At 45.1% G+C, this 14,429-nt stretch carries 16 protein-coding genes and 1 pseudogene; 2 read left to right on the forward strand and 15 right to left on the reverse strand.

Annotated elements, in window-relative coordinates:
* From Ga0451573_RS02440 to sigG, 11 genes are all read right to left on the reverse strand, one after another.
* On the reverse strand, window positions 1-259 hold a 259-nt coding region (locus Ga0451573_RS02440; protein ID WP_231682294.1), incomplete at its 3' end, for a hypothetical protein.
* Window positions 260-713: 454 nt separating this feature from the next.
* Window positions 714-1,490, reverse strand: coding sequence for a cell wall hydrolase (locus tag Ga0451573_RS02445; protein ID WP_231682295.1), 777 nt, complete (start codon window positions 1,488-1,490; stop codon window positions 714-716).
* A gap of 185 nt (window positions 1,491-1,675) precedes the next feature.
* A complete protein-coding gene (locus Ga0451573_RS02450) occupies window positions 1,676-2,665 on the reverse strand; it encodes an inorganic phosphate transporter (protein WP_231682296.1) in 990 nt (329 codons plus the stop codon).
* Entirely contained in the window at window positions 2,658-3,287 is a 630-nt protein-coding gene (locus Ga0451573_RS02455) for a DUF47 domain-containing protein (RefSeq protein ID WP_231682297.1), read from the reverse strand. Before Ga0451573_RS02455 ends, Ga0451573_RS02450 begins: the two co-directional genes overlap by 8 nt.
* Window positions 3,288-3,548: 261 nt before the next feature.
* Window positions 3,549-4,055, reverse strand: a complete 507-nt coding sequence (nrdG, locus tag Ga0451573_RS02460; protein ID WP_231682298.1) for an anaerobic ribonucleoside-triphosphate reductase activating protein — start codon at window positions 4,053-4,055, stop codon at window positions 3,549-3,551.
* Between the two features lie 3 nt (window positions 4,056-4,058).
* Complete coding sequence (locus Ga0451573_RS02465; RefSeq protein ID WP_231682299.1) at window positions 4,059-4,505, reverse strand: deoxycytidylate deaminase; 447 nt, start codon at window positions 4,503-4,505, stop codon at window positions 4,059-4,061.
* 47 nt (window positions 4,506-4,552) lie between these two features.
* Window positions 4,553-6,646, reverse strand: a complete 2,094-nt coding sequence (gene nrdD, locus Ga0451573_RS02470) for an anaerobic ribonucleoside-triphosphate reductase (RefSeq protein ID WP_231682300.1) — start codon at window positions 6,644-6,646, stop codon at window positions 4,553-4,555.
* 88 nt (window positions 6,647-6,734) lie between these two features.
* Window positions 6,735-7,196, reverse strand: coding sequence for a transcriptional regulator NrdR (gene nrdR, locus Ga0451573_RS02475; RefSeq protein ID WP_231682301.1), 462 nt, complete (start codon window positions 7,194-7,196; stop codon window positions 6,735-6,737).
* Between the two features lie 190 nt (window positions 7,197-7,386).
* Window positions 7,387-7,653: a YlmC/YmxH family sporulation protein gene (locus tag Ga0451573_RS02480; protein WP_231682302.1), complete on the reverse strand. Its 267-nt coding sequence runs from the start codon at window positions 7,651-7,653 to the stop codon at window positions 7,387-7,389.
* A gap of 70 nt (window positions 7,654-7,723) precedes the next feature.
* Window positions 7,724-8,527 (reverse strand): stage II sporulation protein R, encoded by an 804-nt coding sequence (gene spoIIR / locus Ga0451573_RS02485; protein WP_231682303.1) that lies wholly within the window; start codon window positions 8,525-8,527, stop codon window positions 7,724-7,726.
* A 94-nt stretch (window positions 8,528-8,621) separates the two neighbouring features.
* A complete protein-coding gene (gene sigG, locus Ga0451573_RS02490; RefSeq protein ID WP_231682304.1) occupies window positions 8,622-9,395 on the reverse strand; it encodes an RNA polymerase sporulation sigma factor SigG in 774 nt (257 codons plus the stop codon).
* 189 nt (window positions 9,396-9,584) lie between these two features.
* Between sigG and Ga0451573_RS02495 the strand changes: the two genes are divergently transcribed.
* Window positions 9,585-10,445, forward strand: coding sequence for a site-2 protease family protein (locus Ga0451573_RS02495; RefSeq protein WP_231682305.1), 861 nt, complete (start codon window positions 9,585-9,587; stop codon window positions 10,443-10,445).
* 21 nt (window positions 10,446-10,466) lie between these two features.
* Here the strand turns inward: Ga0451573_RS02495 and Ga0451573_RS02500 are convergent, their stop codons facing one another.
* The 4 genes from Ga0451573_RS02500 to Ga0451573_RS02515 all read right to left on the reverse strand — a co-directional run bounded on the left by Ga0451573_RS02500 (window position 10,467) and on the right by Ga0451573_RS02515 (window position 13,217).
* On the reverse strand, window positions 10,467-10,712 hold the full coding sequence (locus Ga0451573_RS02500; RefSeq protein WP_231682306.1) for an AzlD domain-containing protein: 246 nt from the start codon (window positions 10,710-10,712) through the stop codon (window positions 10,467-10,469).
* A 44-nt stretch (window positions 10,713-10,756) separates the two neighbouring features.
* A complete protein-coding gene (locus Ga0451573_RS02505) occupies window positions 10,757-11,449 on the reverse strand; it encodes an AzlC family ABC transporter permease (RefSeq protein WP_231682307.1) in 693 nt (230 codons plus the stop codon).
* A gap of 87 nt (window positions 11,450-11,536) precedes the next feature.
* Window positions 11,537-12,250, reverse strand: coding sequence for an RNA polymerase sporulation sigma factor SigE (gene sigE, locus Ga0451573_RS02510; RefSeq protein ID WP_231682627.1), 714 nt, complete (start codon window positions 12,248-12,250; stop codon window positions 11,537-11,539).
* A 34-nt stretch (window positions 12,251-12,284) separates the two neighbouring features.
* A complete protein-coding gene (locus Ga0451573_RS02515) occupies window positions 12,285-13,217 on the reverse strand; it encodes a sigma-E processing peptidase SpoIIGA (protein WP_231682308.1) in 933 nt (310 codons plus the stop codon).
* Window positions 13,218-13,678: 461 nt separating this feature from the next.
* Between Ga0451573_RS02515 and Ga0451573_RS02520 the strand changes: the two are divergent.
* Window positions 13,679-13,981: pseudogene (locus tag Ga0451573_RS02520) on the forward strand (transposase); the annotation flags it as partial.
* Window positions 13,982-14,429 lie beyond the last annotated feature (448 nt).

Here is a 14,429-nt window from a genome sequence, read left to right on the forward strand (position 1 = left end):
CCACAGGTTCCTCAACCACAGGTTCCTCAACCACAGGTTCCTCAACCACAGGTTCCTCAACCACAGGTTCCTCAACCACAGGTTCCTCAACCACAGGTTCCTCTACTGCAGGTTCATAGTGGTCTATCACCGCAGGCCCCGCATGAATACCGGTTCCCGGTTGCGCAGTATCTTCAGCCAGCGCCATTCCTGGGAAAGAAACCAAAAGGAGCATAATCAGCACCAGGAAACCGGGAATACCCCAGCTTCGATTTCGCATAATACCCTCCTTTCTTTAACAATCGATTTTTACCACAAGAAACCTTTTCACAGGTAACTCTACAACATCAGGCACCCGGAAAAGGCTTCATGGACTAAGTACATTATAACGCAGCATGTGACTGCTTTCACCAAGTATAATCTGGTGTCAGTGGGATTGTTTTCTGGAAAATAACCTTAAACCAATATGGCGAGCTGTTTAGCGGTTTTCCACCCCGACGCCGGAGCAATCCAACCTTGTTCTTGGCGAAACCACAGACTAAACCGCCAATTCGGCGTCTCGCCTCAGTGGTGGCACCGCCATCCGTGGCTCCGGTCTGCTGTGTGAGACTTTGCGCTTTAGCGCCTTAGTCGAACGGCACACTCCTTACGGGTGTGAGCTTCACTGAAGGGAAAAACAAAAACCGGTAACAGCTCCGCAGTCGCGTGAACTTATTACCGGTATTAGAAACAAACTATTTTGCAAAAATGTGGCTTCCAATCTGTCTTATAATTGTCCGGGACCATACCCATTTACTCTGAGCTGTAGCCGGATTCCAATAATAGATCGCCCCATAAGAGGGATCCCAGCCATTTACAGCATCCTGCACAGCTTTATATGCTGTTTCATCAGCAGCCAGTTTGATCTGACCGTCATCCACTGCAGTAAAAGCCCCAGGTTGATAGATAACGCCAGGTATGGTATTAGGGAAATCAGGATGCTTCACCCTATTAAGGACTACGGCTGCAACGGCAACCTGGCCCTCATAGGTCTCCCCCCTGGCCTCTGCATGAACCGCCTGGGCAAGCAGGTTAAGGTCACTTCTGGAAAAACTTCTGGACACTGTCAGGGTTGCCCGGGAAGACGATCCCGGGATATTCAGAACCTGTCCCGGATAAATTGTATTAGCAGATAGGCCATTGGCCCTTTTTATCTCATCTACAGAGACACCGAAACGTTTGGAAATCAAGTAAAGGGTGTCTCCCCCGGTAACTTTATAACCTGAGCCGGAACCTGATGAACTGTTCCCGGAAACGACAAGCTTCTGGCCTGGGTAAATCCAGTCACTTGTCAATCCGTTTGCTGATTTAAACGCAGAAACCGGAATTCCGTACCTCTTGGCAATAAGATACAGGGAATCGCCCTTCTGAACCGTGTATGTATCAGAAGCACTGGCAAAACCAGCTGTTAAGACAATCAGAAGCATGGTAACAACCACAATCATCGTGTTTTTTAAAACATTTTTTTTCACTCTATACCCCCTTTCCTTTACCCGGACAAGTCCGGTGTCTTAAGTATAAAGGAAAATACCCTTAGGGATAAGGGTGAAAAAATATCCAATTTCACCAGCAAGCCCCATACTGTAGAGTATGGGGCTTATCCAATCTGGCTGGGAGTATTCCAGCAGTTTATTTTTATACCAATTTTTTCTATTAGCTAAACCAGGTCAATCAGGAAAAATATAATTCCCGCCACCAGCGCCGATAAAGGAGCTGTCAAAACCCAGGCATTCACAATGTTCCGGGCCACGGTCCAGCGCACCGCAGACATGCGTTTGGTCGCCCCTACACCCATTATGGAAGAAGAGATGACATGAGTTGTGCTAACAGGCTTGCCAAATAAAGAGGCGCCTATGATAACCAGCGCCGCCGATGTTTCGGCTGCAAATCCGTGAACCGGTTCCAGCTTGATAATCCTGGAACCCATGGTTTTTATAATCCGCCAGCCGCCAATAGATGTGCCCATGGCCATGGCAGTGGCACATGCTATAACCACCCATAATTCAACATGGAACTCCTTAAGGATCCCCGCAGATACCAGGGCTGCAGTAATTATACCCATCGATTTCTGGGCGTCATTGGAGCCATGACTGAAGGCCATAAAGGCAGCCGACACTATCTGCAGCTTAGAAAAGTATTTATTTACTACACTGGGGGCAACATTACCCACCAGAAAAAATATCAGGCGCATTACCATAAAGGCAATAAAGAAGCCAATGATAGGTGATGCAATGAGGGGTACAAATATTTTTTCCAGCAACGCTGCACCATTAAGCACTGCAAATCCCTGACTGGCCACTACGGCTCCGGCCACCCCGCCGATTAAAGCATGGGAAGAACTGCTGGGCAGCCCATAATACCATGTAAACAGATTCCATATGATGGCTCCCAGCAAACCGGCTATTAAGACCTTGTTATTAATCAAATGCGGGCTGACAATACCGCTGCCAATGGTCTCAGCAACCTTTGTACTAACAAGTGCACCTACAAAGTTAAGGACTGCAGCCATAAATATGGCCTTGGCCGGAGTGAGCACCCGGGTTGATACAGAAGTTGCGATGGCATTGGCCGTGTCATGAAATCCGTTAATAAAATCAAAGACCAGCGCCAGCATGATGACAATTGCTATAAGCAGCAAATCAGGCATATTTGACCACAACCCCACGAATCAATTTGGCAATCTTTTCACACCTGTCCAGGGCTGTCTCCAGTTGTTCAAAAACCTCTTTCCATTTTATCACCATGATGGCATCATTACTGTTTTTAAACAGATCAGCAACCCCAAAACGATATATCTTATCACCCTCAGATTCGAATTTTTTAATGTCATAGCAGATATCTAAAATCTGTACTGTGTTTGATTTCATTTTCTTCAATAATGATACGGCATCCTTAACCTTTTCGGTTGCCTGCACAAAAACATCGACCATTTCCCGGAACTTCTTATCAGGCTTCCCGGCTTCATAAATTACCATCTTTTCAACAGTACTGCACACCGAGTCCAGAACCTCATCTAGTTCCCGCGCCAGACTGTAAATATCCTCCCTGTCAAAAGGGGTCATGAAAGTCTCATTAAGCTTGTCAATAATCTCGTCAGTAACCCTGTCCCCTTTTTGTTCCACAGCTATGAGTTCATTCAGCCTTTCATCCATTGTTTCATGTTTTGCCATCATATCCTGGAGCAGTACTGCCCCCTGATGCAAAATAGTAGCTGCTTCTTCAAAGAGCTCGAAAAACATAGCATCAGCCGGCTTAAATCTCCTAAACATAGTTTCTGTCTCCTTTTTGTTTATTTCCCGAGAAATCGTATCCTAAAAACACCAAGGCATTGTAGAAACCCTATATTAAAATTACGTTAAGTCCTATTAAGATTATGTTAAGACCCAAATATATGTGTTTCGACTGAGTTCTTCATTTTCCTTTTTATTCAATGTTAATTTTATGTTAAATACCTTTACAGCTTTCTGTCAAAAAAAAATGCCCTGCTTCCCGTACAAAGAAACAGGGGCACTCAAACCCTGAAGAATAACTTATGCAAAGTCAGCAGTGACAACGTCACCTTTCTGTAGCGACTCTCTGACATTAATAATTCTCTGGTTCGCCGAACCCCTAAATGCCAGGGTCAAGTCCTTCCTGGATTCCATGAAAGGCCCATCTACCAAATAATCCGAGATCTCAAGAAGCTCCCTTACCGCAGGGTCCTCTTTGCCAATTTCAAGCAGTTCTTCCCATGTATACCCGGTGTATGTTATTATATCAAGGCCCTTTTCACGGGCCTTTTTTCCCAGCCTGGCAAAAGCCCCTGCCTGCATAAAAGGCTCCCCACCTGAAAAGGTGACCCCTTTTACCAGTTTTGTTTTTTCTATTAACCTGAGAATCTCGATATCTTCCATATCCCGGCCGCCTGCCGGGTCAAGGGTTTCCGGGTTATGGCAGCCTATACAGGCCCTTGGGCATCCCTGAGCAAAAACCACAGTTCTGATTCCCGGCCCATCTACCACCGATTCCCCGACGACACCCGCAATTCTTATCTTCATAAGCTACTCCTTATACCTAACCAGATCAATAAGCGCTTCATCAGCAATTCTTTGGGCCAGTTCATCAGGATACTCACCCTTGTAAATGACTTTATCCACCCCGGCGCTGATTAACAGCTTTACACATGAGACACAAGGCTGAATAGTAACATATACGGTAGCCCCCTCCAGAACATCACCATGCAGAGCTGCCTGTGCCACCACATTGGCTTCAGCGTGAACCGCCCAGCATAACTCATGCCTTTCACCGGAAGGTATTTGCAGTTCCTCCCTTAGACAACCTCTCTTGTCACAGTGGGATACACCTGATGGAGCGCCATTATAACCGGTACAGACAATATTCCTGTTCTTAACCGCGACAGCGCCGACTTTTCGCCTAAGACAGGTTGACCTGGTAGCAACCAGTTCGGCTATTTCCATGAAATATTGATGCCATGAAGGCCTAGACATGAAAAGTACCTCCTCTTTAACTTCATGTTCAACTCCATATTAAGCCATTACTCCCGTTCCAGCAGACTATGGCATACCCGGTCGCGAAGTTCGGCCTGTTTGGCATCATTGAACCTTTCAACGGTACTCAAATAACCTGTAATCCGGCGGACACGTTTAATATCAATGGAACCGCACATAGGACAGTCATCTTTATTGATAACACCTGTGTAATTACAGCTCATACAGTAATCCACTGGGAAGTTGATGCCGGCATAACCTATATCAGAATCTTTCATATGCCGGATAACCATTTCAATAGCTTCCAAATTATGTATCGGAGGGGACGGGAACTCAACATAGGTAATGTGACCCGCATTACAGTATTTATGATATGCTCCTTCAATAGAAATTTTATCAAAAATACTCATCTTATGGCCTACCGGGATATGGAAGGAGTTGCTGTAATATTCACCATCGGTAACACCCGGAATCTCGCCGTATTCCCTGCGGTCAAGGCGGACAAACCTGCCTGACAGGCCCTCTGCGGGAGTAGCCAGAAGGGTGTAGTTTAGCTGGTGCTCCTGAGTAGCCTGATTCATCTTGTTATACATAAACTCAACAATCTGCAGTCCAAGTTCATTAGCATCTGCAGATTCGCCGTGATGTTTGCCCAGCAGTGCCTTGAGAGTTTCTGCAAGCCCTATAAATCCTACCGACAATGTCCCCTGCTTGATAACTTCTTCAATATAGTCATTAGGTTTCAGTCCCTCTGAATCTATGTAAAGGCCTTGTCCCATAAGGAAGGGCATGTCCTTCACCTTAAGCCGGGCCTGAACGCTGTATCTGTGGTAAAGCTGCTTCACCGACAGGTCAAGTACTTTATCAAGCTCTTTGTAGAACTTATCTATATTGGTCCCTGATTTAATTGCAATTCTGGGAAGGTTAATCGTGGTAAATGACAGGTTGCCGCGGCCTTCAGATGTTTCGGGGCCGTTGATGTTTCCAATAACCCTGGTGCGGCATCCCATATAGCTGACTTCCGTGCCATACTGTTTGTTGAATGATGAATCCATAAAGCTGAAGGTTGGGTTCAGCCTTCTTGAGGCAACTCTGATTGCCAGTTTTAAGAGGTCATAGTTGGGATCTTCTTCATTAAGGTTAATACCTTCTTTAATTCTGAATATGATATTGGGGAAAATGGGGTTTTCACCCCTGCCAAGTCCTTTCTCATATGCCAGAAGCAGGTTCCTAACCACCTTGCGGGCTTCCGGTGAAGTATCTGTACCGATATTGAGGCTGGAAAAGGGCACCTGGGCACCGGCTCTTGAATGCATACTGTTAAGATTGTAAATGAAGGCCTCCATTGCCTGGTAAGTTTCATTTTCATCGGCATCCCTGACAAACTGGGATATATCAGTATCAAAGAAGGGGAATGCCTGTCCACCGTGCATATCATTCTGCGAACTCTGGAGAATTATCGCTGCCAGGGCAGTGGCTGAGGCAGGTCTCTTGGGAGGGCGGATATAACCATGGCCGTTATCAAATCCCTGGTTTAAAATCTTACCCAGGGGAATCTGAACACAGGTTAATGTTTTCCCATAGAAATCGAGGTCATGAATATGAATATCTCCATTTGTATGAGCATACGCCTGGTCTTCAGGGATAAGCCTTGAGAGATAATACTTCTTACTGGCTGCGCTTGCTATCTGAAGCATCTTAGCCGATGGGGAGTTGCTCACATTAGCATTTTCCCGGTTTGTTTCCACAAGTATTTCTTCTACTGCATCCATTAATTCCGACTTGGCATCCCTGATTCGGGTCCTGCTGGCCCGGTATAGTATGTAAGCCTTTGCCGTCCTGGCGTGGCCCTTCTCAATGAGAACCTTCTCCACCCAGTCCTGAACGTCTTCAACAGAAAATATGTTATCATTAAATTTTTGCCGCAACTGCTTAAGTACTTCCAGAGTCAGTTCCATAGCCAGGGTCCGGTCCTCTCCGCCTACGGACTGTGCTGCCTTAAAAATGGCATCAGTAATTTTGCTCTCATGGAATTCTGCCAGTCTTCCGTCTCTTTTCCGGATAGCTACAAAGCCACCAGTTCGGATAGAGCGCAGTTCCGTCAGATTTGCTGCTGTCAAACTCTCTTTTTCAAGAATCATTAAGTAATCCTCCCCTATGCTGTTTTGCCGATTTTTTTATTTAAATTGCATTTAAGCCCATATTTTTGCATTTAGGCCCATATTTCTCTTACTTAGCCTTTCTTTTTAACAGCTTCTCCAATTCATCAATAAAGCTGTTAATATCCTGGAACTGCCGGTAAACCGAGGCAAATCTTACATAGGCGACTTCATCCAGCTTCCTGAGCCTGTCCATCACAAATTCACCTATTTGTTCAGACCCCACCTCAATGTCCATTCTGTTCCTGATTTCCTTCTCAATATCGTTAACCATTTGTTCCATCTGCTGCATGGAAATTGACCTTTTTTCACCTGCTTTAATTATTCCGCCAAGAATCTTGGCCCTGTCAAACACTTCCCTTCTGCCATCTTTTTTAACAACAACAAGTGGAATCTCATCTATTTTTTCATAAGTTGTAAACCTTCGGCCGCAATCAGCACATTCCCGTCTTCTCCTGATAGCGTTACCGTCATCTGCCGGTCTGGAATCGAGAACCTTACTTTCCATGAATCCGCAAAAGGGACATTTCATATAATCACCTGAAGTTTTCAGAATTATTTCAAATCCCACAACATGTAGGGTACATTTTCATTATAGGACACTATATCTAGTGAGTCAAGGAAATTCCTCCCAAAACAGAAAGTTTAAATATTCGAAAAATAGAATGAATTAACGGCAAAAAAAATGGCCCCCTTATATAAATAAGGCAGTCATTTTTCTTTTAATAAACTGCATTATGAGTTGTGTCAGCATAGTCAGAAAGCTCAACAAGGATAACATCCAACCCAAGCTTTTTGATTTTATGCCAGGGTATTACCACATCATCACTCCGGCCCATAAAACTAAAAACCCTTCCATTGCCGGGTAATACAACTGACCTGATACGGCCCGCTTCAAGGTCAATTTCAATGTCTTTGATAAGTCCGAGTTTCTTTCCATTTAAAACATTGATAACTTCCCGCATTCTCAAATCCGAGATTTTGACCATTTCAGTCTTCCACCTCCTCATTCATATTATATGAGGGAGGTTGTCAGAATGTGCAGGCAACTTTTAGCTTCTAACTAAATATTCCACCAAACAGTTCAATAATTTTAAACCTTACTTTTATGTTTTTATAATTTTCCTTACTGCTCTCATGTTTCCCAGAGTCCTTTTCAGGGTCCAGAAGTTCCACTTCAGGATCCTCTGGGCCTTTTTCCACCGAGCTCTGTTCATAAACTGCGGATGCAGTGACCGCTTCCATAGCGAAAAAACCAGCCTCCGGTTCAGGTGCGCCCATTGACCTGGACACGTCTATAAAGCATAACGGCGGGAAAAGCACACACCACCAGTTTGCGCCCTGCCCGTGTCCAATAACAACCCTTACCGCTTCATAATTTCCGGCCGGGAGAGTCAGATCTCCGTAAGACTTCACCGGAAAATCAAAATTACCCAGCTGAACATTGACAGGGTAGTCTTCTCCCCAGGCCTTAACTTCCTCCGCAGCTATTGATTCGATTTCTTCAAGATGCCCCTGTGCAATTTTTCTGGCATCATCAAGGTTTTTGGCCTTACTGAACTCAGAAGTCATTTCCCTTACAATAAGGTCCCTGACTTTTCTTTTCAGCGCCTGGTCACGTTCACTGTCACTATTGGCGATTACGTGAAACCTGATAAGATTATACTGGTTATATGCTTCGACACAGACACCGGCATCATTACCGGTAACAGGCTGGCCTGCTTTTACTGACAGGTCCGTTACGGTATCTGCCTGGGCTGTAATTTCGGCGCCGGCTGCAGCTAAAGTCAGCATTACCGCCAATACCACAATTGCCGCTGCCGTTACTGATACAGCGCCTATCTTCGTAAGTTTGCTCCGCATAAATTATTCCTCCCGTCTTCCTATCTCTCTCTGAATCTGCTCTAAATATATCTTTTTACATATATCTTTTCACAAATTACCTTATTTTAATCTTTCACATGTGTTTTCTCATATGTTTTAGAGCAGCTTTTTCCAGGCGGGAGACCTGGGCCTGTGAAATGCCTATTTCATCGGCTACCTCCATCTGAGTCTTTCCTTCAAAAAATCTAAGTGAGAGAATCAATTTTTCCCGGTCACTGAGTTTGCGCATGGCTTCCCTTACGGAAATGCCTTCCAGCCAGTTCCCGTCCTGATTTTTTTCATCACTGATCTGGTCCATTACAAATATGGGGTCACCCCCGTCATGATAAATGGGCTCAAATAAGGAGATGGGCTCCTGAATGGCGTCCAGGGCAAAAACAACTTCTTCCCTGGGCATTTTAAGTTCGCCGGCTATTTCATTTATTGAAGGCTCCCTGGAATACCGGTTAACCAGACTGTCCCTGACCTGCAGCGCCTTATAGGCAACATCTCGGAGCGAGCGGGAAACCCGAATAGGGTTGTTATCTCGCAAATAGCGTCTTATCTCACCAATAATCATTGGTACGGCATAAGTCGAAAACTTAACATTCTGACCCAGATCAAAGTTATCAATTGCCTTCATAAGTCCGATACAGCCTACCTGAAACAGGTCATCAACATATTCGCCTCTGTTGGTGAATCGCTGAATCACACTGAGCACCAGCCTTAAGTTACCGTTAATCAGCTTGGAACGCGCACTTTTCTCACCGGCCTGCATGATTACGAACAACTCCCGCATTTCACTGCTGGTCAATACTGGTAGTTTCGATGTATTAACTCCACAAATTTCCACTTTGTTTATCATCATCAGCATGACACCCTTTCCGGTTTCAGGTTCACAGTTCATTAGGATTATTGCCAAAAAAAAATGGGTTTATACACATAAACCTTTGTGCCGTTCGGCAAAGTAAAGTTAACAGAAAAGAGGTTCCTCCGGTTAAGATGTCGAAATGTGAATCTACAAAAACTTCTATCAACCATAAGGCAGGTTTTTGACTTGGATAAAGAGTTTACCGCCCCCGCGGAAAATGATATTTTACCTGAAAATGAAATAAAGCAGCAGCAGGAAGCTCCAAACGGCACTGGACACCCTGGAAACAGGCAAAAAAACAAGAAGGGTATCTGGGCCCTTCTTGGCGCTTTGCTGCTGCTCCTGGGGAAACTAAAATACCTCCTGGTTTTTCTGAAATTTGGCAAATTCCTGACCACCTTTGGCTCCATGCTCCTTATGGTCTGGGTGTATGCCAACTTTTATGGCTGGATTTTTGCCGTTGGGTTCGTGCTGTTGATTTTCGTTCATGAAATGGGGCATTTTCTTACCGCCAAATTCGTTGGCCTCAATGTATCTGCCCCTGTATTCATCCCCTTTTTGGGGGCCTTTATTGCCATGAAAGACCATCCGGCTGATGCCGTTACCGAAGCCAAAGTAGCTATGGGAGGGCCGCTTGTAGGCAGTATGGGAGCATTTTTATGTGCTGCCATGTACCCCCTGTCAGGCCAGGATTTCTGGCTGGCTCTCGCATATTCAGGATTTATGATTAACCTATTTAACCTGATACCATTCCACCCACTTGACGGGGGACGCATCGTGTCAGCTATCTCCCCAAAAATGTGGCTGGTGGGGATTCCGCTTGTCATAGCTGCTGCCTTCAAGTTTTTTAACCCGATTCTTTTCCTGCTCCTCATCCTGGGCTTAACCCAGATATACCGCCAGTGGAAATCACCCAATCCGGAATACTATAATACTCCTCTAACCACCAGGGCAGCCTTTGCCGGTCTTTACTTCGGCCTGCTGATTATCCTTGGTATCGGCATGAAGCTCGTTCTTGATTATCACTCTATTTTGATAAGCGGTTGATTTCTAAAAGACTCTCCCTGTCTATACCTGTACCAGCGCCATTACCGCCATACCTACTAAAAGGGTCCAGACCAGGCTCCGTGTCTTTATGGCAACTCCGAAAGCCGGAACTGCAGCCACCAGATAACTGTTGGCAAAGCTTATTGACAGACCGCTTTCAGGCATTAAGATTGCCGGTGCTATTATGGCCGCCAGGACAGCTGCCGGGACGAAACCCAGCCACCAGATAACCGGCTCCGGTATCTTAAGCTTGCTTAAAATAACCATAGGGAACATCCTGGGGAGGTAATTCACCAGCCAGAGCCCAAGTATCAATAGGTAGATTTTTGTCTGTTCCGGCACAGAATCACCCCAATCGTTGCTGCTACCACTGTGGCAGCAATAATGTTGGCACTGTTTCTGGTAAACAGGGTCAAAACTGTGGAAACCAAACCCGAAATCACTGCAACCCAGAGAGTATTCCGGTCTTTAACCTGCCATATAAGCAGGGCAATAAACATTGCGGGCAGGGCAAAATTTACCCCAAAGCGGTCAATATTGGGAATTAGATTACCTACGGCAGCGCCAAGTGCGGAATTTACCGTCCAGGAAAGGTGGGAAAAAATATTGACTCCCAGTATGAAATCCCGGTCTGCCTCTCTACGGTCAAATTCAGCCATGTTTACTGCAAATGTCTCATCAGTAATCCCGAAGGCCAGAACTGCCTGTACGATACTTGGCATCTTCCTGACAGCCGGAGCCATAGAGGCGCTGAAAAGCAGGTATCTGAGGTTGACCAGAAAATTGGTCAGCAGTATTGCGGGAATGCCAACACCGGCGCTCAGCAGACCGACTGCTATAAACTGGCCGGAACCTGTAAATGAAGTAAGTGACATTAAAGCCGTTTGCATAACAGTAAGCCCCTTTTCCCTGGCAATTACACCAAACGCCAGGCCAAGGGGCATGTAGCCAACCATTATGGGAACAGATTTTTTGGCGCCTTCAAAAAAGCTTGCCTTGCTCATGCAATCATCCCTGTCTATGATTTAAGCCAATATCTCCTTTTCTATGAACTAATATTTTAGTTTCTACATTATGTTTACTTTTTCCTGCTACTCCATGCGGTGGATTTCCTTGCGCAGTCTTTTGAGTATCCTTTTTTCCAGGCGGGATATATAAGACTGCGAGATTCCCAACATATCGGCGACCTCTTTCTGGGTCTTTTCCATCCCGTCCGCGAGGCCAAAACGGAGTTCCATAATCCTGCGCTCCCGCCCATTGAGCTTGTGCAGCGCCAGGTTCAGCAGCTTCTTGTCGACTTCCTCTTCCAGGCATTTATAAATGATATCATTTTCAGTACCCAGGACATCTGATAATAACAGTTCATTACCGTCCCAGTCGATATTCAGAGGTTCGTCAAAGGAAACTTCTGACCTTGTTTTACTATTTCTTCTGAGATACATCAGTATCTCATTTTCAATACAACGTGAAGCATAGGTAGCCAGTTTAATCTTTTTTTCCGGGTCAAAGGTGTTTACAGCTTTTATCAGGCCTATAGTACCGATAGAAACTAAATCCTCTATTCCAACACCCGTATTCTCAAACTTCCTCGCTATATATACCACGAGCCTGAGATTGCGTTCAATAAGAACACTCTTTACCGTCTTATCACCTGATTCCAGCCTTGAAATAAGAAATGATTCCTCATCAATAGACAATGGAGGCGGCAAGGCCTCACTGCTGCCAACATAGTGCACCTCTGACTTTAACCCCAGTTTCAAAAACAACCTGAGTAGTTTCAATCTTACCAGCCATTTAAACCGCATAAACTTGTTCAAATCACCCTAACCTCCTCTTTATTCAGGCTGTCATCCTGTCAAGCACCTCCGGATGCAGAAGCGCCTTATAGGACCCTTCAGGACTAAGCTGACGGTGATATACACCAACTATTACATTTCTGACACTGACCGGCTCAGCCCCATTCCACACCTCCACCCCGTCCGGGCGGAATCCTATCAGCATACCATGTTCTTCCCCCAGGGAACAGAATGGGATAACTCTAAACCTGGTAACCCATGGAGTGTTAGACAGAGAACTCAGAAGTGCCATCAAATCAGGGTCTCGGCAGTCTTCGAAGGCCATCCGCACTTCAGCAGGAAACAGGCCCCTGAGAGCACTGTACTCAACCACTATCACAGGAATCCTGCTTAAAGGGTCCTGCAGTTGGTTCCCAGTGTCAATCAGGGCATCGACGGTGACCTCAGAATCGCCAAATATCACCTTCACAGATACCCTGAACAGATCCCGAGCCATCCTGGTCTGAATAATTCTTCCGGCAAACCGGGTCAGCAGCAGGTATAAAACCACTGTCACCATTAATCCGGGCAAAAAATAACCTGCCACCTGGCGGGAAATGTCGGTAATCTGGTTGTGATACGGACTTGTTCTGAAGGAGTAAAGTACTCCAAGAAACAAGCCTCCAAGAGAAAAAGAAATAATATAGAACGTGGTTAGTGTAGAAATAAACCTTTTCAGGCTTAGCGGTGCGAATACCACAGCAAACATGAATACCGAGAACGCTGTTTTTAACCACAGGGAATGCAGAATTCCCAGTTGTGGGAAGGCTGCGGCACCCGAATATAGCGCCCCGGTTAAGGCTCCGGCAGCTATTCTCTGCCATCGGGTGGTGATCTTACTAAACCTGGCTGTCCCCCACAGTATAAGTCCGTTCATTAGCAAACTGACAGCAAAGGCAATGTCCGGGTAGACATACACTACTGTTTGGACCCCCATTTCGCCACCACCATATTATGTAATTTCATAGTAACATTATATGTTAGTCCTTCATGGTATATGATTAAAAACCTTAGCTTTGCTAAGCGCCTTCAGATTATCCTTTGACCAAGCTTAGCGTTATCCTATTCATTATACAATGCCTCTAAATAGAAATTTGTCAATAGATGCATCAGGCACAAAAAAATCTCTCGCCTTTTTCTGCGGGTGAGAGTACATTTTTCGCAGTATGGGAGCCGTCCGTAATCTAATGGGGGCTGCTTATTTTTGACTTTAACGTAAGAAGCGGCAGATATATTCCTCCGGGATGGCTACAACTCAGCCGGCATGCTGCTCCCGCATTCCGTGCGGGTCGCAGGCCGGCTGACGTCAGACTGTGTGAAAACCTCTTTTTTATTAACATAAAACGACATTTATGATATAATTTAACTATAGTAGATTCAAGGGGGATGTGTTGTTTTATGAGATATGTAGAGGGTACAGACAGAAATCAGCTCATCTTTTTTCCGGATAGAATAGACGATTATATAAGTGAAGATAATCCGATAAGAGTCCTTGATCAATTTGTTGCGGTTTTGGATATAAAGGAATTAGGCTTTACTAAAGCTGTTCCGGCCAATACTGGGCGATTAGCATATAACCCAAAAGATCTGCTCAAGCTATATCTATATGGTTATATAAACAGGATACGCTCTTCCCGAAAACTCGAAACAGAAGCTGGAAGAAATTTAGAATTGATGTGGCTTCTAGGAAAACTCAAACCTTAGGTAGAGGCCTCTTTGGCTTTTTTTGCGTATAATTTCAAAAGGGTATTAACTATCTTAGGAGTTAAAGAAATAAGACAAAGGCTAGCGTTACTTATGTAGATAACGCTAGCCTTAATTTTTTATTGTCTTGAAAAATCACAAATACGATTAACACCATATGCAAAATTTGATGAGTTGCGATTAAATGCTTAGTTTAGCGATGGTTTATGGATGGGTTTTCACACAGTCTGACGTCAGACTCATCCCTCCGGAACACATCTGCCACTTCTTAAATATATCCCAAGTATAGTAAAAGGTACAGCAGTTCACTCTCCTGATCCCACATCTCACCTGTATAGCCAAAGGTGTTATGCAGCATATTCTTGCCGTCCTGTGACAGCTGGCTGTTCCCCGGTGCAGGGTTACCGTAAATGCCGGGCTTCTCCGGTTAAGTGTAATTGCCTGA

The sequence above is a fragment of the Phosphitispora fastidiosa genome, assembly GCF_019008365.1.
GTDB lineage: Bacteria > Bacillota > Thermincolia > Thermincolales > UBA2595 > Phosphitispora > Phosphitispora fastidiosa.